General features: G+C 67.4%; 17 protein-coding genes. All 17 read left to right on the top strand.

The features are described 5' to 3' along the window. The first annotated feature begins 24 nt into the window (after positions 1-24). Positions 25-1,005, top strand: a complete 981-nt coding sequence (locus LLW23_RS14015) for a cysteine synthase A (RefSeq protein ID WP_228946112.1) — start codon at positions 25-27, stop codon at positions 1,003-1,005. A 47-nt stretch (positions 1,006-1,052) separates the two neighbouring features. Then, the gene (locus tag LLW23_RS14020) at positions 1,053-1,322 is read left to right on the top strand and encodes a hypothetical protein (RefSeq protein ID WP_228946113.1); all 270 of its coding nucleotides are present in this window, start codon (positions 1,053-1,055) and stop codon (positions 1,320-1,322) included. Between the two features lie 254 nt (positions 1,323-1,576). Continuing rightward, a complete protein-coding gene (locus LLW23_RS14025) occupies positions 1,577-2,137 on the top strand; it encodes a division/cell wall cluster transcriptional repressor MraZ (protein ID WP_228946114.1) in 561 nt (186 codons plus the stop codon). Then, positions 2,134-3,123 (top strand): 16S rRNA (cytosine(1402)-N(4))-methyltransferase RsmH, encoded by a 990-nt coding sequence (gene rsmH, locus LLW23_RS14030; protein WP_228946115.1) that lies wholly within the window; start codon positions 2,134-2,136, stop codon positions 3,121-3,123. Before LLW23_RS14025 ends, rsmH begins: the two co-directional genes overlap by 4 nt. Beyond that, positions 3,120-3,764: a hypothetical protein gene (locus LLW23_RS14035; RefSeq protein WP_228946116.1), complete on the top strand. Its 645-nt coding sequence runs from the start codon at positions 3,120-3,122 to the stop codon at positions 3,762-3,764. The genes rsmH and LLW23_RS14035 overlap by 4 nt, the downstream gene beginning before the upstream one ends. Positions 3,765-3,769: 5 nt before the next feature. Further along, positions 3,770-5,488 carry a peptidoglycan D,D-transpeptidase FtsI family protein gene (locus LLW23_RS14040; RefSeq protein WP_228948594.1) on the top strand — a complete coding sequence of 573 codons (1,719 nt, stop codon included), beginning with the start codon at positions 3,770-3,772 and terminating at the stop codon, positions 5,486-5,488. After that, positions 5,485-6,906 (top strand): UDP-N-acetylmuramoyl-L-alanyl-D-glutamate--2,6-diaminopimelate ligase, encoded by a 1,422-nt coding sequence (locus tag LLW23_RS14045; protein WP_228946117.1) that lies wholly within the window; start codon positions 5,485-5,487, stop codon positions 6,904-6,906. Before LLW23_RS14040 ends, LLW23_RS14045 begins: the two co-directional genes overlap by 4 nt. 270 nt (positions 6,907-7,176) lie before the next feature. Next, the gene (locus LLW23_RS14050) at positions 7,177-8,550 is read left to right on the top strand and encodes a UDP-N-acetylmuramoyl-tripeptide--D-alanyl-D-alanine ligase (protein WP_228946118.1); all 1,374 of its coding nucleotides are present in this window, start codon (positions 7,177-7,179) and stop codon (positions 8,548-8,550) included. Beyond that, entirely contained in the window at positions 8,550-9,620 is a 1,071-nt protein-coding gene (gene mraY, locus LLW23_RS14055; RefSeq protein WP_228946119.1) for a phospho-N-acetylmuramoyl-pentapeptide-transferase, read from the top strand. Before LLW23_RS14050 ends, mraY begins: the two co-directional genes overlap by 1 nt. After that, entirely contained in the window at positions 9,617-11,056 is a 1,440-nt protein-coding gene (gene murD / locus LLW23_RS14060; protein ID WP_228946120.1) for a UDP-N-acetylmuramoyl-L-alanine--D-glutamate ligase, read from the top strand. Before mraY ends, murD begins: the two co-directional genes overlap by 4 nt. Next, on the top strand, positions 11,053-12,279 hold the full coding sequence (locus tag LLW23_RS14065; RefSeq protein ID WP_228946121.1) for a peptidoglycan glycosyltransferase FtsW: 1,227 nt from the start codon (positions 11,053-11,055) through the stop codon (positions 12,277-12,279). The genes murD and LLW23_RS14065 overlap by 4 nt, the downstream gene beginning before the upstream one ends. A 47-nt stretch (positions 12,280-12,326) precedes the next feature. Continuing rightward, the gene (locus tag LLW23_RS14070; protein ID WP_408642051.1) at positions 12,327-13,421 is read left to right on the top strand and encodes a UDP-N-acetylglucosamine--N-acetylmuramyl-(pentapeptide) pyrophosphoryl-undecaprenol N-acetylglucosamine transferase; all 1,095 of its coding nucleotides are present in this window, start codon (positions 12,327-12,329) and stop codon (positions 13,419-13,421) included. Continuing rightward, positions 13,418-14,821 carry a UDP-N-acetylmuramate--L-alanine ligase gene (gene murC / locus LLW23_RS14075; RefSeq protein WP_228946123.1) on the top strand — a complete coding sequence of 468 codons (1,404 nt, stop codon included), beginning with the start codon at positions 13,418-13,420 and terminating at the stop codon, positions 14,819-14,821. The genes LLW23_RS14070 and murC overlap by 4 nt, the downstream gene beginning before the upstream one ends. Continuing rightward, positions 14,818-15,891, top strand: a complete 1,074-nt coding sequence (gene murB / locus LLW23_RS14080; RefSeq protein ID WP_228946124.1) for a UDP-N-acetylmuramate dehydrogenase — start codon at positions 14,818-14,820, stop codon at positions 15,889-15,891. Before murC ends, murB begins: the two co-directional genes overlap by 4 nt. Before the next feature lie 83 nt (positions 15,892-15,974). Beyond that, the gene (locus tag LLW23_RS14085; protein ID WP_228946125.1) at positions 15,975-16,883 is read left to right on the top strand and encodes a D-alanine--D-alanine ligase; all 909 of its coding nucleotides are present in this window, start codon (positions 15,975-15,977) and stop codon (positions 16,881-16,883) included. After that, entirely contained in the window at positions 16,880-17,797 is a 918-nt protein-coding gene (locus tag LLW23_RS14090) for a cell division protein FtsQ/DivIB (RefSeq protein WP_228946126.1), read from the top strand. The genes LLW23_RS14085 and LLW23_RS14090 overlap by 4 nt, the downstream gene beginning before the upstream one ends. A 34-nt stretch (positions 17,798-17,831) precedes the next feature. Then, positions 17,832-19,091: a cell division protein FtsA gene (ftsA, locus tag LLW23_RS14095; RefSeq protein ID WP_228946127.1), complete on the top strand. Its 1,260-nt coding sequence runs from the start codon at positions 17,832-17,834 to the stop codon at positions 19,089-19,091. Positions 19,092-19,162 lie beyond the last annotated feature (71 nt).

Raw genomic sequence — 19,162 nt, forward strand, 5'->3', positions numbered from 1 at the left:
GTCGTGTCACGCCATTTAGGCGTCATGCATATCGCCAACGACACGCTCTCGCTCATCGGCAACACGCCGCTCGTCCGCCTCAACGGGCCTAGCGCTGCAACCGGTTGTGACATCTACGGAAAATGCGAATTCGCCAACCCCGGCGCCAGCGTGAAGGATCGCGCAGCGCTGTTCATCGTCCTTGACGCCGAGGCGCGCGGCGCACTGTTGCCGGGCGGGACGATCGTCGAGGGGACCGCCGGGAACACCGGGATCGGGCTGGCTCTGGTCGCTAACGCAAAGGGTTACCGCACAATCATCGTGATGCCCGATACCCAGTCCAAGGAGAAGATGGATACGCTGCGCGCGCTCGGCGCCGAGCTGGTGACGGTGCCCGCCGCACCCTATTCGAGCCCGTGCCACTTCGTGCATCAATCGCGCCGTATCGCCGAGGAAACGCCGGGCGCCGTTTGGGCCAACCAGTTCGACAATATCGCCAACCGCCGCGCGCACATTGTCGGGACGGCGGAGGAGATCTGGACTCAGATGGACGGGCGGATCGACGGCTTCACTTGCGCGGTCGGCACCGGCGGCACGCTGACGGGTGTTGGCCTGGGGCTCAAGGAAAAGGACGAGCGGGTCACTATCGCGCTGAGCGACCCCGAGGGTGCGGCACTTTACGAATATTATGCCAACGGCGAGCTGAAGAGCGAAGGCTCGTCGGTCGCCGAAGGCATCGGGCAGGGGCGCATCACCGCCAATCTTGAAGGCGCGCCGATCGACACGCAGTTCCGCATCTCCGACGCCGAGGGGCTCGAATGGGTCGATCGGCTGCTCGCGGAGGAGGGGCTGTGCCTCGGCCTGTCGTCGGGCATCAACGTGGCTGGCGCGGTGCGGCTGGCGCGACATCTCGGGCCGGGCAAGCGGATCGTGACGATCCTGTGCGACACCGGTTTTCGCTATCTCTCGAGCCTCTACAACCCGGCGTGGCGCGAGGCGAAGGGGCTGGCGCCGGCGCGCCGCTGAGCGCAAATTCGACAAATGCGTGTCTTGCCGTTATCTCATGTTGTCGAATGAAGTCTGTCGCCTCTCACAATCAGATGGTGCAGCGTGTGAAGGTCGGTTTGATCGGCCTTGCCGCGGTGGTGCTGCTTATCGGCCTCGCGAGCGCGATCTTCAGCGCTTCCAGTCGCGAACAGCCGGTCGGCACACCGCAGGCCGAGGCCGCCGCCAATATGACCGCGGCGAACATCTCCGATCTCACTGATGAACCACTTGCCGAACTCGGTGTCGCACCCAGCGCCAACGAGCCGAGCCCTGCACCCGTGGAGCCACAGCGATGAACGTGGGAATGGCAGGGAAAACACGGGACAGCGTGGAAAAGCGCGCCTCCGCGCCAGCCTTTCACGATGGTTCGCTATCTATGGAGACGGGCTCGGGCCACGCCCCCCCGAAAGTTGTCCACGGAATACCGCCGGACTGACGGCGTATCCCCGTTTCTCCCCAGATTTCCCTTCCTTTCCCCGGCCCTCCCTGATATCCATCTGGAGGACAGCGGGGCAGGACCACTGTTTTTTGTCGAGGTCGACAACCGGGGGTGGCGAAGGCTGCTTCTCGGAACGGGGAGGTCTTGCGCACCGCGTGCGGGGTGGGCGTGTCGGAACGGGTGGATTATCTTGGAAAAGGGGTCGGTCTTGTCGATGACAAGGGCCGTGTCGCTATTCCCAGCACGCTCCGTGCAGCCTTGGCGCAGAACGCACCACGTCCCGATGGCAAAGATGGCGGCACCGTGCTGGTGGGGGTTCACCCCGATTTCCCCTGCCTGATCGCGCATGATCGCGGTTACGTCGAATTCGCCAAGACCCAGCTGATCCAGCGCCAGGCCGAGGTCGGCGCCCATACCGGATCCGCCGCTTACTACGCCCCCCGCATGCGTGGCGCCTCGGTCGAGCCGGTGCCGTTCGACGGCAGCGGCCGCTTCATCCTGCCCGCGGCCGAGCGCGAATTGGCGGGGATCGGCGAAATCGCCTTTTTCCTCGGCGACTATGAAAGTTTCATGATCTGGGATCCGCGTGCGCTCGTAGCGCATGACGGCGTCGACAAGCTGGTGAAGCAGCATGCCGTTATCATGTGTCGCGATAAAGGAATCGTGCTGTGAGTGGCCCGTCTCCCGCAGCCCCGCGCCCGCACATCCCCGTTCTGCTCGACGAAGTGCTCGTGGCGCTTGCTCCCGCTCCGGGCGAGACGATGATCGACGCCACGTTCGGCGCTGGCGGTTACACGCTCGCGCTGCTTGGCTCCGGAGCACGCGTATTCGCCTTCGATCGCGATCCTGACGCGATCGCGGCCGGCCGCGCGATGGAAGGGGCTGAGGCTGGCCTCACGCTCGTGCAGGCCGAATTCTCGCGCATGGATCGCGAGCTGGCCGCGCGCGATATCGCCGCGGTCGATGGCGTTGCGATGGATATCGGCGTGTCGTCGATGCACCTCGACCAGGCGGAGCGCGGCTTTTCGTTCCAGCAGGACGGCCCGCTCGACATGCGCATGAGCCAGTCCGGCGAGAGCGCCGCCGATTTCCTCAACACCGCGGACGAGGCGGATATCGCCGATGTCCTGTGGCGCTATGGCGAGGAGCCCAAGTCGCGCCGCGTCGCGCGCGCGATCGTCGCGGCCCGTCCGCTCACGACGACGGGCGAATTGGCCCGCATCGTCCGCAGGGCGCTTGGCCACCGCCCGCATGACAAGAAAGATCCCGCCACCCGCGCGTTCCAGGCAATCCGCATCCACGTCAATCGCGAGTTGGACGAGCTCGCTGACGGGCTCGCGGCGGCGGAGCGGGTGCTCGCGCCCGGCGGTCGGCTGGCCGTGATCAGCTTTCATTCACTCGAGGATCGCTTGATCAAGCGCTTCCTGCGCGAGCGGAGCGGTGGAACGCCGGCGGGGTCGCGGCATCGGCCAGCGGTCGCGGCGGCCAATGCGCCGACGTTCGAGATTACGGCCCGTGCGGTTCGCGCGGGCGCGGCGGAGGTGGCGCGCAACCCGCGCGCGCGCTCTGCGACATTGCGGACGGCGCGCCGAACGGCCGCGCCGGCGTGGGGCAATTACAACGGCTTGGGCGGGCCGGCAGTGGAGGCGAGTGAATGACGGCGGCGTATCGATTGAAAGGGCTTGGGTGGTTCGGCGGCGTGGTGATCGTGTCGCTCAGCTTCTATCTGGTGAGCTTGCAGGTGGCGGCGGAGCGCAAGCGTCTGGCGCAGGTCGATGCCAAGATCAGCGCTGCAGAGCGCGACATCCGCGCGCTCGAGACCGAGTTCGACGTCCGGTCGAACCTCGTTCAGCTCGAGCGCTGGAACGGCGATACGCTCGCGCTCGTCGCCCCGACTGCGCAGCAGTTCGTACGCGACGAAGCGCAGCTGGCGTCGATCAGCTTCGGTCCAAACCAGCTCGGCAGCGGCGAGGTGCAAACAGCACAGCTGATCGTGCCATCCCGCCCGAGTGATCCGGTGCCCGCCGTGATCGACGAGACGCCCGCAGCTCCCGCGACGCTCGTCCAGGTCGCCGCCCGGCCAGCCGCACCGCGCGCTGCTTCGGTTCAGGTCGCCGCGGCCGTTACGCAACCGGTGCGCCCCGCCGCGATCCGCACGGTCGCGATGACCACCGGCCAGCCCGTCGCAACGATCCGCAAGGCGAATGCGGTGGCGATGCTCGACAAGACACTGCTGAGCGACCGGACGCTGGGCGATCTGTTGAGCGGCGCGCGCTCCGAGACGAGCCGCTTGCGTTGAGCACCATGGCCGCCCGGCAAGCGGCGCGCCCGGTGCGCGCCGGCGAACAGCGCCAGGCGCTGCTCGCGACGCAGCACCAGCGGCTGATGATGCTGTTGCTGCTGTTCGCGGCGGCGATCCTGCTGGTGATCGGGCGGCTTGCCATGCTGGCGCTCGACGCCAGCCCGCGCCGTGCCGCGGCTATCATCACCGCACCACGCGGCGACATCGTCGATCGCAACGGCGCACAGCTCGCGCGGACAATCGACGCATGGACGATCGGCGTCCATCCTGACAAATTGCTCGGCGACCGTAACGAGATCGCCAAACGCCTCGCCGATCTGATGCCCGATACCGGCGATCAGGCCGATTTCTATCGCCTGATCAACAAGCCAGTCAGCTTCACTTATCTGAATCGCCGCGCCTCGCCTGCCTTGGTGCAGGCGGTGAACGCGATTGGCGAGCCCGGCATCGTGTTCGAGCGCGAGACGCAGCGGCTGTATCCGCAAGCCTCGCTCGCGGCGCACGTGCTGGGGTATATCGGGCCGACGCAGAAGGATCTCGTCGTCCGGGGCCGCTCAGGCATGGAGCGCGCGCTCGAGGAGCGGCTGACCAATCCGGCGCTTTCGGGAACCCCGGTCGCGCTGTCGATCGACAGCCGTGTCCAGGCCGCGATGGAAAGCGAACTCGGCAGCGCGATGGCGGCGATGCAGGCGCGCGCGGCGGCCGGCGTGGTGCTCGATGTCGATACCGGCGAGGTGATCTCGATGGTATCGCTGCCGCTATTCAATCCCAATCGCGTCGGCATGTCGGGCACGGAACAGTTGCGCAATACCGTAACGCAGAGCGTTTACGAGCTTGGATCGGCGTTCAAGCCGATCGCGATGGCGACCGCGATCGACACTGGCGTCGTCACCAATATTGCGCGGCGCTTCGATGCGACCAGCCCGCTCCAGGTCGGCCGCTACCGCATCAAGGACGATCACGCGCAGAACCGCTGGCTCAACATCCCCGAAACGCTGATCCATTCGTCGAACATCGCCACCGCGCGGATCGCCGACGAGATCGGCGCGGCGCGGATGCAGGCGATGTTCCGCAAAATGGGCTTCGATACCAAGCCTGACATTGAACTGATCGAAAAAGGCCGCCCGCTTTGGCCGCAATACTGGGCGCGCACCACGGTGATGACGACCGCCTACGGCCACGGCATCGCCGTCACGCCGCTGCACCTCGCGAACGCTTATGCGACGCTGGTCAACGGCGGCATCTGGCGCCCGACCACCTTGCTGAAGATCGCGCCGGGCCATGCCCCCAAGGGCCGTCGCGTCATCAAGGATACGACCAGCGCGCGGATGCGCCAGCTGCTGCGGCTGATCGTCACCAACGGCACCGGTCGCAAGGCGGAGGCGCCGGGCTACCGCGTCGGCGGCAAGACCGGGACCGCCGAAGCCGCCGAGGGCGGCGGCTATGCGCGCAACCGCAACGTCTCGACCTTCGCCGCCGCATTCCCGATGGATGCGCCGCGCTATGTCGTGCTGACGATGATGGACAGCCCCAAGCGCGTCGAGGCGAACTCGTTCCAGACGACCGCCGCCTATACCGCCGCGCCAGTTGTCAGCCGCGTGATCAGCCGCACCGGCGCGATGCTCGGTGTTATTCCGGACGCGCACCGCGACGTCGACATGGGCGAGCTGCCGAACCTCCTCTGGCATGCGCCGGGCGAGAAGAAGGACGTCGCGGAATGAAGCTCGGTGCGCTGACCGGCGGGAGCGAGACGGAGACGGTGACCGGCTTCGCGATCGACCACCGCAAGGTCGCGCCGGGCACGATCTTCGGCGCGTTCGAGGGCCAGCGCGTGAACGGCGAGGATTTCATCCCCGCCGCCGTTGCCGCCGGCGCGATCGCCGTCGTCGCGCGCCGCTCCGCCGACGTCGAAGGGGCGGTACACATCAGCGGTGACAATCCCCGCGCCTGTTTCGCCGAACTGGCCGCCCGCTTTTTCGCGCCATTTCCGGAGACCGCAATCGCCGTCACCGGCACCAACGGCAAGACCTCGACGGTCGAACTGACGCGGCAATTGTGGCGCATGGCGGGCCACCACGCCGCCTCGATCGGAACACTCGGCGTCACCACCGCCGACGAGCGCGTGACGACGGGGCTCACCACGCCCGATGTCGTGACGTTCCTGTCGAACGTGGCCGGGCTCGCCCGCGAAGGCGTCACGCATGTCGCATTCGAGGCATCCAGCCACGGCCTGACGCAATACCGCACCGAGGGACTGCGCGTCTCCGCGGCCGCGTTCACCAATCTGAGCCGCGATCATCTCGATTATCACGGCGACATGGCGGCCTATTTCACCGCGAAGCTGCGGCTGTTCTCCGAAGTGCTCGCACCCGATGGCACCGCAGTGGTCTGGGCGGACGATCCACGCGCCGAGCGCGTGATCGATCTCGCGCGGCAGCGGCGCAACCGGCTGATCACGGTCGGCGTGCATGGGGACGATCTGCGCATCGTCTCGCGCGATCCGACGTTGCTGGGGCAGGGACTGGTGATCGCCGCCGAGGGCCGCGAGCACCGCGTGACATTGCCGCTGATCGGCGCGTATCAAGCCGCCAACGCGCTCGTCGCGGCCGGGCTGGTGATCGCGACCGGCGGCGATGTCGCGGCTACGATCGCCGGGCTCGGCCGGTTGCAGCCCGTCAGGGGACGGCTCGAGCGCGCGGTGATCACCGCGAGTGGCGCGCCCGTCTACGTTGATTATGCGCACACGCCCGATGCACTGGAGGCGGCGATCGCCGCACTGCGGCCGCACGTCACCGGGCGCCTGATCCTCGTCTTCGGTGCCGGCGGTGATCGCGACCAGGGCAAGCGCGAACCGATGGGCGCGATCGCCGCAGCGTTCGCCGACGTCGCGATCGTCACTGACGACAATCCGCGCAGCGAGCAGCCGGCCGCGATCCGTGCCGACATCCTGAAGGGTGCGCCGAACGCGATCGAGCACGGCGATCGCCGCGGCGCGATCCGGCTGGCGCTCGGGCAGGCCAATGGCGACGATATCGTGTTGATCGCCGGCAAGGGGCACGAGCAGGGCCAGATCGTCGGCGATCTCGTCCTGCCGTTCGATGATGTGAGTGTAGCCAGGGAGGTTGCAGGTGAAGCGTAAGTTCGTCGTTCCGTCCAAACCCAATGTATCCGAGAATCCAAAGCCGCCGCGGGAGCGCCGTACCCTCGGGGTGCGGTTTGAGCTCGTGACCGGCGACACCGTCAGCGGCCTGCGTTGAGCCAGCAACGTCATGCCGGGCTTGTCCCGGCATCCACCGTTGGGCTTGACCCCAAGCCGTGGGACATGCTGCCCGGTGGATCCCGGCACAAGGCCGGGATGACGGCGGCTTATTGGCGGGCGACCGCTCCGTTACCGATGCTATAAAGCGATATGGACACGCTTTGGACCTCGAACGACATCGCGACAGCCGTGAACGGCGAGGCAAGCACTGCCTTCGCCGCCTCCGGCGTTGCGTTCGATTCGCGCGAGGTCGGCCCCGGCGATCTGTTCATCGCGCTGAGTGGCGAGGCGACTGACGGGTACCGTTTCCTCGACCAGGCCTATGCGCAGGGCGCAGCCGGCGCGATCGTCTCGGCGGCAGCAAACGGCCCGAACGTCCGCGTCGCAGACACCTTTGCCGCGCTCGAGGATCTCGCCCGCGCCGCACGTGCGCGCACCACCGCGCGGATCATCGGCGTCACCGGCTCGGTCGGCAAGACATCGACCAAGGAGGCGCTTTTCGCCGCGCTCGACCGCAGCGCGCCGGGCGCCACCCATCGCTCGGTGAAGAGCTACAACAACCACACCGGCGTCCCGCTCAGCCTCGCGCGGATGCCGGCGGCAACGCGGTTCGCCGTGCTCGAGATGGGGATGAACCACCCCGGCGAACTCGCGCATCTCACCACGCTGGTGCGCCCGCACGTCGCGATCGTCACCGCAATCGCCCCCGCGCATACCCAGTTTTTCCCCGACGAAAGCGCGATCGCCGACGCCAAGGGCGAGATCTTCCTAGGGCTGGAACCGGGCGGGATCGCGATCGTGCCCTATGACAGCCCGCACCGCGATCGGCTGATCGCCGCCGCGCAGCCCTATGCTTCAAAGATCGTCACCTTTGGGACGTCCAAGGACGCCGACGTGCGACCGATCGAAACCATGCCGCTGAAAACCGGCGGCACGTTCGTGACCGCCAGAATCGGCGAGCGCGAGCTGAGCTTCACGATCGCGCAGCCCGGCGCGCACTGGGTATCGAACGCGCTGGCCGTGCTCGCCGCCGTCGACGCGGTCGGTGGCGATCTTGCGCGGGCGGGGCTTGCGCTGGGCGAACTCGGCGGGATGGCGGGGCGGGGCGCGCGGTTCGTGGCGCGCGTGCCCGGCGGCGAGGCGCTCGTGATCGACGAAAGCTACAACGCCAATCCCGCCTCGATGGAGGCAACGCTTGCGGTGCTCGGCGCGACGCCCGGCCGGCATGTCGCAATACTGGGCGAGATGCGCGAGCTCGGCGTGGCAACAGCCGAGTATCACGCCGCGCTGGCCGCACCGATCATTGCTGCAAACGTCGAAACGGCGCTGCTCGTCGGCGAAGCGATGGCGCCGCTTGCCTCGGCGCTTGAGGGGCGGATCGAATTGCGCCATGTGCCCACCGCTGCGGCGGCGCTGGAGATCCTTCCGGAGATGCTCGCGCCGGGCGACGCAATTCTCGTCAAGGGATCGAACGGGGTCGGGCTGTCGCGGGTCGTCGCGGCGCTTGCTGGGGGCATGGCTTAGTGTTGTACTGGATCGCCGAGCAGCTCGGGTTTCCCGGCGGGTTGAACCTCATCCGTTACCTGTCGTTCCGCGCCGGCGCGGCGGTCGCTACATCTCTGTTCATCGGGTTGCTGATCGGGCCGAAGTTCATTGGCTGGCTTCGCGTGCGGCAGGGCAAGGGCCAGCCGATCCGCGCCGATGGCCCACAGACCCACCTCGCCAAGCGCGGCACGCCGACGATGGGCGGGCTGATGATCCTCACCAGCCTCACGCTGTCGATCCTGATCTGGATGGATTTGAGCAATCCCTTCATCTGGGCCTGCCTGTTCGTCACGCTTGGCTTTGGCGCGATCGGATTTCTCGACGACTATGACAAAGTCACGAAGGCGAGCGCTGCCGGCATTTCCGGGCGGACGCGCTTGCTGCTGGAATTCGCCATTGCCGGCGTCGCGGCGTGGATCATCAGCTACGAGAATGGCACGGGCCTGTTCCTGCCGTTCACCAATCGCACGTACCTCGAACTGGGGTACTTCTTCCCGGTGTTCGCGGCCTTCACGATCGTCGCGTTCGGCAACGCGGTGAACCTGACCGACGGGCTCGATGGTCTCGCCACGATGCCGGTGATCATCGCCTCGGTCGCATTCATGCTGATCGTGTACCTCGCGGGCAACGTGCGCTTTGCCGACTATCTTGGTATCCCGCACGTCGCCCGCGCCGGTGACCTCGCGATCTTCTGTGGGGCGATGATCGGGGCGGGGCTGGCGTTCCTGTGGTACAATGCGCCCCCTGCGGCGGTATTCATGGGCGATACCGGCAGCCTCGCCTTGGGCGGCGCGCTCGGCACGATCGCGGTCGTGGCGCACCACGAGATCGTACTCGGCATCATCGGCGGCTTGTTCGTGGTCGAGGCGATGAGCGTGATCATCCAGGTGTTCTGGTACAAGCGGACCGGCAAACGCGTGTTCCGCATGGCGCCGATTCACCACCATTTCGAACAGCTCGGCTGGAGCGAGCCGACCGTGGTTATCCGCTTCTGGATCGTCAGCCTCGTGCTGGCGCTGGCCGGTCTGTCGACGTTGAAACTGCGGTGATCGTCTCCGCCGCCTGGGCCGGCAAGCGCTACGCGGTGCTGGGGCTTGCCCGCTCCGGCACGGCGACGGTGCATGCCTTGCTGGCAGGCGGCGCGCAGGTGACGGCATGGGACAGCGACCCCGAAAAGCGCGACGCAATAACTCCCTCTCTCCGCTTGCGGGGAGAGGGCCGGGGAGAGGGGCAGTCCGAACTGCCGACCTCCGCAACTGCCCCTCTCCCAACCCTCTCCCCGCAAGCGGAGAGAGGGCTTTTGGAAGTCGTCGACCTTGACACCGTCGACCTCGCCTCATTTGAAGCGCTCGTCGTCTCCCCCGGCGTCCCGCTGAACACCCACCCGCTCGCCGCGAAAGCCCGCGCCGCCGGCGTCCCGATCATCGGCGACATCGAGCTGTTCGCGCAGGCGCGCGCCGACTTGCCGCCGCACAAGGTCGTCGGCATCACCGGCACCAACGGCAAGTCGACGACCACCGCGCTCGTCACACATATCCTCAAGACGGCAGGCGTTCCCGCGCTGATGGGCGGCAACATCGGCCTCCCAATCCTCGGCGCCGAGCCGCTCCCCGCCGGTGGCGTCTACGTACTGGAACTGTCGAGCTACCAGATCGACCTGACGCACAGCCTCGACTGCGATGTCGCGGTGCTGCTGAATATCACGCCGGATCACCTCGATCGCTACGACGGGTTTGAGGCTTACGCCTCTTCGAAGGAACGACTATTTGAGATGCAGTCGGAGACAAGCACTCTTGTGTTTGGTTCGAGTGCTCACGCGCAACGTCGTGCGACGTACGACCGCTACTTTAACGACGGTCGCAACGTTTATTGTCAGCTCTACTACACGGTGCAAGATCCAGCCGATCTCTGGGATCCATTTGATTCGCGTAATTGGCGGTCTGTGCAGTCCGACTGGCCGGCACTGCAGGGTCCGCACAACGCGGAAAATGCGGGCGCTGCTTTTTGCGTTTGCAAAGCTTTAGGTATGAGCAACGACGAACTGGACGGTGGCCTTCGCACCTTCACCGGCCTCCCACACCGCATGGAGAAGATCGGCGAGATCGCCGGCGTTGCCTACGTAAACGACAGCAAGGCGACCAACCCGGACAGCACTGCGCCGGCCCTCGCCGCGTTCGATCGCGTCCACTGGATCGTCGGCGGGCGCGCCAAGGGCGGCGATCTCGATGCTTGCGCGCCGTACTTCAGCCACGTGGCGTGCGCCTATACGATCGGCGAAGCCGGACCACTGTTCGCGCGCGTGCTCGACGGCAAGGTGCCGGTCGAGGAGGCCGGCACCCTCGCCAGCGCGGTCGTCAGCGCCGCGCGTCACGCGCGGAGCGGAGATACGGTGTTGCTGTCGCCGGCCGCCGCGTCGTTCGATCAGTTCCGCGATTACGAGCATCGCGGGCAGGTATTTCGTGAAGCGGTCGGGGGGCTGGCATGAACGATGGTTCGGACGAACACGGGCTTCGCGGCCGGCTGAAGGAACGCGGCGGGCGCGGCGATCGCTCGCCGCTCGGCACGTGGTTCTGGGATACCGATCGCGTCCTGCTGCTGCTGACCTTCGCGCTGATCGCGGTCGGGCTGCTGGCGGTCGCGGCCGCCTCGCCGGCCAGCGCGATGCGCTATTCGGGCGAGCAGCTGAAGATCACGCCGCTCTACTATTTCTGGCGGCAGGTGATGTGGGTCGGCGTGTCGCTGCCCGTGCTGATCGGCATCTCGATGCTCCCCGTCGACCTCGCGCGGCGCGGCGCCGTGATCGGCGCGGCCGGCTTCGGCACGATGCTGCTGCTCGTGCTGATCCCGGGTGTCGGGGTGGAAGTGAATGGCGCAAAGCGGTGGTTGGGGGTTGGCTTCTCCCAGTTCCAGCCGTCCGAATTCCTCAAGCCCTGCTTCATCGTCACGGTCGCCTGGCTGCTGTCGTTGCGCTCGAAGGAGGAAGGCCTGCCGCTCACGGCGATCACCTTCGCGATGACCGCGCTGGTCGCTGTGTTGCTGATGCTGCAGCCCGATTTCGGCCAGACGATCGTGTTCGCGACCGTATGGATGGTGCTGCTGATGATCGCCGGCACGCCGATGCGCACGCTGGCCGCCTTCTTCGCCATGGCGCCGCTCGGTATCGGCGCGGCCTATCTATTCTATGGCACGGCGCGTGCGAGGATCGACGCCTTCTTGTTTCGCGATCCCAACGAGGCGGAAGGCGCGCATTTCCAGACCGATGCGGCCCATGCCACGCTCACCTCGGGCGGCTGGACGGGCACCGGGCCGGGCGCCGGCACGGTCAAGTTCGGCCTGCCGGAAGCGCACACCGACTATATCTTCTCGGTCATCGGCGAGGAATTCGGCCTGATCGCCTGCATGGTGATCGCGGTGCTGTTCCTGGCGGTCGTCGTGCGCGTGTTCGTCAAGATGCTCGACGAGGAAGACGGCTTCAAGCTGCTCGCCGCCTCGGGCCTTGCGACGCAATTCGGGGTACAGGCTCTGGTGTCGATGGCGGTCAATACCGGCCTCGCACCGTCTAAAGGAATGACGTTGCCGTTCATCAGTTATGGTGGTTCTTCGATGATCGCATTGTCGATCGGGATGGGGCTGCTGCTCACCTTCACGCGGCGCAATCCGTTCCTGCTGCGCAGCCCCTATGTCACGCGCTGGGGCGCCGCCTCGTGACGCGCGCGCGGCATTTCGTGCTCGCGGCCGGCGGCACCGGTGGCCACATGGTGCCGGCTGCCGCGCTCGCCGAGGAGCTGACGCGGCGCGGCCACCGCGTGGCGCTGGTAAGCGACGCGCGCGGCGTGCGGTTCCCGGGGCTGTTCGATGGCGTGCAGACCCACGTGCTGCCAGCCGGCCGCCTGTCGGGCGGTCCGCTAGGCTGGGCGAAGGCCGCGCGCGAGATGTGGCGCGGCCGGGCGATGGCGCGCGAGCTGTATCGCACGTTCAAGCCGGCGGCGGTGATCGGCTTCGGCGGCTATCCAGCGTTCCCCGCGCTGGCAGCAGCCTTTGCGGACAAGATCCCGACCGCGGTGCATGAGCAGAATGCCGTGCTCGGCCGCGTCAACCGCCTCGTCGCCAGCCGCGTCGATGCGATCGCGACCTCCTACGCCACGACCGAGCGGCTGGCCCCAAAGCATGGAGGCAAGGCGCACCATGTCGGCAATCCGGTGCGCGACAGCGTCCTGGCGCTGCGCACGCGCGCCTATCCGCTGCTCGAGGAGGACGGCATCTTCCGCGTGCTCGTCACCGGCGGATCGCAGGGGGCAAGCGTGCTCTCGAAGGTAGTCCCCGATGGCCTCGCGATGCTGCCGGTCGCCTTCCGTCGGCGGCTCCAGGTGACGCATCAAGCACGCATCGAGGATATCGACACGGCTCGCGCCAAATACGCCGAGCTCGAGATCGCGGCCGACCTGGCGACCTACCTCCCCGATCTGCCCGAGCAGCTCGGCTGGGCGCATCTGGTGATCGCCCGCGCCGGCGCCTCGACCATCTCGGAACTCACCGCAGCCGGTCGCCCGGCGATCCTCGTCCCGCTGCCCGGCGCGACCGACGATCACCAGACCGCGAACGCGCGCGAGATCACCGCCGCCGGCGGCGCGCGGACGATCCCGCAAAGCGCCTTCACGCCGGGCGAACTTGCCAAGCAGATGCAGAAGCTGGGCCTCGATCCTGCCGCGCTGGAAAATGCCGCCGGCCGCGCCAAAGCGTGCGGCAAGCCCGATGCCGCACGCGATCTGGCCGATCTGATCGAGAGCCTCGATGCGCCGGTCGCAAAGCTGCCCGTCGGCGTGGCGAAGCCGCAGGAGGCGTTCGCGTGAAGGGCGTCGCGACGGACATCGGCACGATCCACTTCGTCGGCATCGGCGGGATCGGCATGTCGGGCATTGCTGAGGTGATGCACAACCTCGGCTATACGGTTCAGGGCTCCGACATGGCCGAGGGCTATGTCGTCGAGGGTCTGCGCAAGCGCGGCATCACGGTGACGATCGGGCACGACGCGGCGAACGTAGAGGGCGTCGCGGTGGTCGTCATCTCGACCGCGGTGAAGCGCGGCAACCCGGAGGTCGAGGCCGCGCTCAACCAGCGCATCCCCGTGGTGCGCCGCGCCGAAATGCTCGCCGAACTGATGCGCTTGAAGTCCACCGTCGCGGTCGCCGGCACGCACGGCAAGACGACGACGACGTCGATGGTGGCGGCGCTGCTCGATGCCGGCGGCGTCGATCCGACGGTTATCAACGGCGGGATCATCAACAGCTACGGCTCGAACGCGCGGCTCGGCACGAGCGACTGGATGGTGGTCGAGGCCGACGAGAGCGACGGCAGCTTCCTGCGGCTCGACGGCACGATCGCGGTCGTCACCAACATCGATCCCGAACATCTCGATCACTACGGCAGCTTCGACAAAGCGAAAGACGCGTACGTCGAGTTCGTCGAGAACGTGCCGTTCTACGGCGCGGCGCTGCTGTGCCTCGACCATCCCGAAGTGCAGGCGCTGATCCCGCGCGTGCGTGATCGGCGGATCGTCACCTACGGTTTCGCGGCCAGTGCCGACGTGCGCGGCGTGAACGTCGCGCCATATCCCGGCGGCAACCGCTTCGAGGCGATCATTCGCCATCGGGACGGCACGACGCGCTCGATCGAGGGCATCGACCTGCCGATGGCCGGGCGTCACAATGTGCAGAACGCGCTCGCGGCCATTGGCGTGGCGCTCGAACTCGGCATCGACGATGCGACGATCCAGCGCGGGTTCCAGAAGTTCGACGGCGTGAAGCGGCGCTTCACCAAGGTTGGCGAAGTAGCGGGGGCCGTCGTGATCGACGATTACGGCCACCACCCGGTCGAGATCCGCGCCGTGCTCGCCGCCGCGCGGGAAAGCGCGCAGGGCCGCGTGATCGCGGTGGTACAACCGCATCGTTATTCGCGGCTCGGCACGCTGATGGAAGACTTTCAGGGCGCCTTCAACGATGCCGACGCGGTCTACGTGACCCCGGTTTACGCCGCGGGCGAAGCGCCGGTGGCGGGGGTCGATTCCGAGGCGTTGGTCGAGGGGCTAAGGCGCCGCGGGCATCGCGCCGCCGCGACGGTGGCGGATGCCGACGCATTGGCCGACGCGCTCGCCGGCGAAGTGCGCGCTGGCGATCAGGTGGTGTGCCTCGGGGCCGGCGACATCACCAAATGGGCGGCCGGGCTGGCAACTGCGATCGAGGCGCGGCGATGAGCAGCGACTCCTTGATCCTCCCCGGAACGGGGAGGGGGACCGCCGGCGAAGCCGGTGGTGGAGGGGGATCGCCGCTGGGCGAAGCCCCTGTGGAAGCCCCCTTCCACCAGCCTGCGGACGGTCCTCCTCCCCGTACCGGGGAGGATCTTACGGTTCGCGGTCGTCTCACGCCGAACGCGCCACTCGCACCACTCGTGTGGTTCAAGGCAGGCGGCTCGGCCGAATGGTTGTTCGAACCAGCCGACACCGACGATCTCGCCACCTTCCTCGCAAATCTCGATCCGACAGTCCCAGTGCTGCCACTGGGCCTCGGATCAAACCTGATCGTCCGCGACGGCGGCGTCCCCGGCGTGGTGGTGCGGCTCGGCAAGACCTTCGCGAAGGTCGAAGCAATCGACGCGACCACGCTCCGGTGCGGCGGCGGAGCCAGCGGCATCCTCGTCTCCTCCACCGCGCGAGACGCTGAAATCGCAGGCGTCGAATTCCTGCGCTCGATCCCCGGCACTGTCGGCGGCTTCGTCCGCATGAACGGTGGCGCCTATGGTCGCGAAACGGCGGACGTGCTGGTCGACTGCGAGGTCGTGCTGCGGTCGGGCGAACGGCGGACGCTCGCCGCCGCGGACCTGCACTACACCTATCGCCACTCCGCGCTGCCCGATGGCGCCATCGTGGTGAGCGCCACCTTCCGCGGCGAACCCGGCGACACCGCCGCGATCCAGGCCGAAATGGACCGCATCGCCGCCAGCCGCGAGGCTTCGCAGCCGCTGCGCTCGAAGACCGGCGGATCGACGTTCAAGAATCCGCCGGGGCACAAGGCCTGGGCGCTGGTCGACGCCGCCGGCTGCCGCGGTCTGCGGCGCGGCGACGCGCAGGTCAGCGAGAAGCATACCAACTTCCTCCTCAACCTCGGCCAAGCCACGAGCGCTGACATCGAGGCGCTGGGCGAAGACGTGCGCGAGCGGGTGAAGGAGAAAAGCGGCGTGACCCTCGAATGGGAAATCCAGCGCGTGGGGGTAAATGCTCCCTCTCCCCGCACGCGGGGAGAGGGCCGGGGACAGGGGCAGTCATGAGCGCCACGTCCGACACGCCCCCTCTCCCAACCCTCTCCCCTGAAGGGGAGAGGGCTATTCGTTCCCTCCACATCGTCGCCCTCATGGGCGGCTGGTCCGCCGAGCGCGAGGTCTCGCTCACCTCGGGCGCCGGCATCGCCGAGGCGCTGGAATCGCTCGGCCACCGCGTCACGCGGATCGACATGGACCGTGACGTCGCCGCCCGGCTCGCCGAGGCCAGGCCCGACCTCGTCTTCAACGCGCTGCACGGCACGCCGGGCGAGGATGGGTCGATCCAGGGCCTGCTGGACATCATGGGGCTGCGCTACACCCACAGCGGTCTCGCCACCTCGGTCATCGCGATCGACAAGGTGCTGACCAAGCAGGCGCTCGTCCCGCAGGGCGTCCCGATGCCGGGCGGGCGGATCGTCGCGAGCGAGGAACTGTACGCCGGTGATCCGCTGACCCGGCCGTATGTGCTGAAACCGGTCAACGAAGGCTCGTCGGTCGGCGTCGCGATCGTCACCAATGAGGGCAATTACGGCAATCCGATCAGCCGCGATGCGACAGGCCCGTGGCAGGAGTTCGACGAACTGCTCGCCGAGCCCTATATCCGCGGCCGCGAACTGACCACCGCGGTGCTCGGGCAGACCGCGCTCGGCGTCACCGAGCTTCGCCCGAAATCGGGCTGGTACGATTACGACGCCAAATATACCGACGGCCTGACCGACCATATCTTCCCCGCGCCGGTGCCCGGCGAGATTACCGATGCTTGCAAGGCGATCGCGCTCCAGGCGCACCGCTTGCTCGGCTGCAAGGGCTGCAGCCGCTCCGATTTCCGCTGGGATGACGAGCGCGGCGTCGATGGGCTGTTCCTGCTCGAGGTCAATACCCAGCCGGGCATGACGCCGCTCAGCCTCGTGCCCGAACAGGCGCGACATATCGGCATGAGCTATCCCGCGCTGGTGCAGGCGATCGTCGACGAAGCAATGCGGGGAGAGGCGCTGACATGAGCCGGACGATGAAGCGCGAGGGGCCAGCACGCCGCCCCACCGTGCGCCGCCAGCCGCCTAAGACCTCGTTCGGCGACCGCATGATCGCGCGCATGCCGGTCAGCGAGGCGGTACTGCGCAAGGCGGTGACGTGGACGATCCTCGGCCTTGCGGGCGGAGCGGCGATCGTCACCGCGTCGTGGTTCGGCGTGCCGGCGACGATCGGCACCGCGGTCGCCGATAGCAGCGGTCAGCTCGGCCTGCGCGTCGAGCAGGTCGACATTACTGGGCTCAAGCGGATGAACCGCGAGACGGTTTACGCCGTGGCGCTCGAGGATCAGCCCAACGCCATGCTGCGCGTCGACCTGACGCAGATCCGCGAACGGCTGCTCGCCTACGGCTGGGTTTCGGACGCCTATGTCTCGCGCCGGTTGCCCGATCGCCTGCTGATCCACATCGTTGAGCGCGAGCCGGCGGCGATCTGGCAGAATGGCGGCAATCTGACGCTGATCGACGCCAAGGGCGTGCCGCTTGAGACGGTCGACCGCGATCGCATGCCCGATCTCCCGCTGGTGATCGGGCCGGGCGCGGATCGGCAGGAAGCCGCCTATCAGCGCTTGCTTGCGGCGGCGCCAGCGCTCAAGCCACGCGTGAAGGCGGCAACCTGGGTCGGCAACCGGCGCTGGGATTTGACCTTTGATACCGGCGAGACGCTTGCACTGCCGCAGGATGGCGCAGCGGCGGCGCTGGTGCGGTTCGCGCAGCTCGACGGCTCGCGTGCGCTGCTCGGCAAGGGCTGGCTGCGCTTCGACATGCGCGATCCGGCGAAGCTGGTGGCGCGCAAGCCGGGTGCGGATCTGGAACATCAGGTGCCCGACGACGGCAGCGGCGCCGCGATCGATCCGGAACGACTGGCGCGGGTGGGCGACGCGTAGACGACACGACGGGGCAGAATATGGGGGACAAGCAATGGCGAAAGCAGCACCGGAAGGGTTGATCACCGCACTCGATATCGGGACATCGAAGGTGTCGGCGATGATCGCGCAGCGCGGCGACGGGGGCGAGCTGATCGTGCTCGGCACCGGCCAGCGCGAATCGAAGGGCGTGAAGCGCGGCTATATCGCCGATATGGCAGTCACTGAGGTCGCGGTGCGCGAGGCGGTGGCGCAGGCCGAGCGGATCGCTGGCCTCAACATCGAGAACGTCTGGGCGGGCTTCTCTGCCGGCGGGCTTGTCAGCGACGAGGCCTTCATCGAAGTCGAATTGAACGGCCACCGCATCGAGCAGCAGGATATCGACGCACTGTTGCAGGAAGGGCGCCAGGCAATCGACCCGCAGGGCCGCATGGTGCTGCACGCGCAGCCGGCGCTCTACACCCTCGACGGCCTCACCGGTGTGAAGAAGCCGCTCGGGCTCCACGCCGACCGGCTCGGTGTCCACATCCATGTCATCGCCGCCGACGGCTCGCCGGTCCGTAACCTCGACCTGACGGTGCGCTCGGCGCATCTCGAGGTGAAGTCGATCATCGCCTCGCCGGTCGCGACCGGGCTCGCCTGCCTCAGCGAAGAGGAACGCGATCTCGGCGTCGCACTGGTCGAGATCGGCGCGGGGATCACCAACGTGTCGCTGTTCGCCGGCGGCATGCTCGTCGGGCTCAAGTCGCTCGCGATGGGATCGTGCGACATCACCGACGACATCGCCTCCGCCTTTGGCACCACCCGCGGGCAGGCGGAGCGGATGAAATGCTTCCACGGCTCGGCCAACGCTTCCCCGCGCGACAATCACGAGATGGTCACGATCAGGCCCGGCGCGAACGATGACGACGCCGATCCGCTGCAGATCACCAAGGCGGCGCTGATCGCGGTGATCCGCACGCGGCTTGAACATCTTATGGTCGAGATCCAGCGCGCGCTGAAGGAGCTGAAGTTCGAAGGCCCGGTCGGGCGTCAGGTGGTGCTCACCGGGGGTGGCGCGGAACTCAAGGGCATCGCCGATTACGCGCAGCAAGTGCTCGGCCGCTCGGTGCGCGTCGGTCGGCCGCGCGGGCTGACCGGGCTGCCCGATGCGCATTCCGGGCCGGGCTTCGCGACGCTCGCCGGGCTCGCCTTTTTCGCAGCGTCCGATCCGGTAGATCTGCGTGGGCTAGTGCCGCAACAGCAGATGGTGGTGCGCCAAAAGGGATTTACCGCGCTCAGGCGGTTGTTCCAGGCGGCGAAGGCCAATTATTGATTCGCGACGCCTGCTTTTCGGCTGGCACGTAGCGTAGCAATGTTGCACTAAGTTTAATGGCGATGGCGGGC

Origin of the sequence: Sphingomonas radiodurans, assembly GCF_020866845.1 — a bacterium.
Taxonomy (GTDB): Bacteria; Pseudomonadota; Alphaproteobacteria; order Sphingomonadales; family Sphingomonadaceae; genus Sphingomonas; species Sphingomonas radiodurans.

Excerpts from the sequence above, each read along its gene's own strand:
- LLW23_RS14015 (WP_228946112.1), top strand. The coding sequence starts at position 25 with ATGCATATCGCCAACGACACGCTCTCGCTCATCGGCAACACGCCGCTC.
- LLW23_RS14020 (WP_228946113.1), top strand. The coding sequence starts at position 1,053 with ATGAAGTCTGTCGCCTCTCACAATCAGATGGTGCAGCGTGTGAAGGTC.
- LLW23_RS14035 (WP_228946116.1), top strand. The coding sequence starts at position 3,120 with ATGACGGCGGCGTATCGATTGAAAGGGCTTGGGTGGTTCGGCGGCGTG.
- LLW23_RS14040 (WP_228948594.1), top strand. The coding sequence starts at position 3,770 with ATGGCCGCCCGGCAAGCGGCGCGCCCGGTGCGCGCCGGCGAACAGCGC.
- LLW23_RS14045 (WP_228946117.1), top strand. The coding sequence starts at position 5,485 with ATGAAGCTCGGTGCGCTGACCGGCGGGAGCGAGACGGAGACGGTGACC.
- LLW23_RS14050 (WP_228946118.1), top strand. The coding sequence starts at position 7,177 with ATGGACACGCTTTGGACCTCGAACGACATCGCGACAGCCGTGAACGGC.
- LLW23_RS14065 (WP_228946121.1), top strand. The coding sequence starts at position 11,053 with ATGAACGATGGTTCGGACGAACACGGGCTTCGCGGCCGGCTGAAGGAA.
- LLW23_RS14070 (WP_408642051.1), top strand. The coding sequence starts at position 12,327 with ATGGTGCCGGCTGCCGCGCTCGCCGAGGAGCTGACGCGGCGCGGCCAC.
- murB (WP_228946124.1), top strand. The coding sequence starts at position 14,818 with ATGAGCAGCGACTCCTTGATCCTCCCCGGAACGGGGAGGGGGACCGCC.
- LLW23_RS14085 (WP_228946125.1), top strand. The coding sequence starts at position 15,975 with ATGGGCGGCTGGTCCGCCGAGCGCGAGGTCTCGCTCACCTCGGGCGCC.
- LLW23_RS14090 (WP_228946126.1), top strand. The coding sequence starts at position 16,880 with ATGAGCCGGACGATGAAGCGCGAGGGGCCAGCACGCCGCCCCACCGTG.
- ftsA (WP_228946127.1), top strand. The coding sequence starts at position 17,832 with ATGGCGAAAGCAGCACCGGAAGGGTTGATCACCGCACTCGATATCGGG.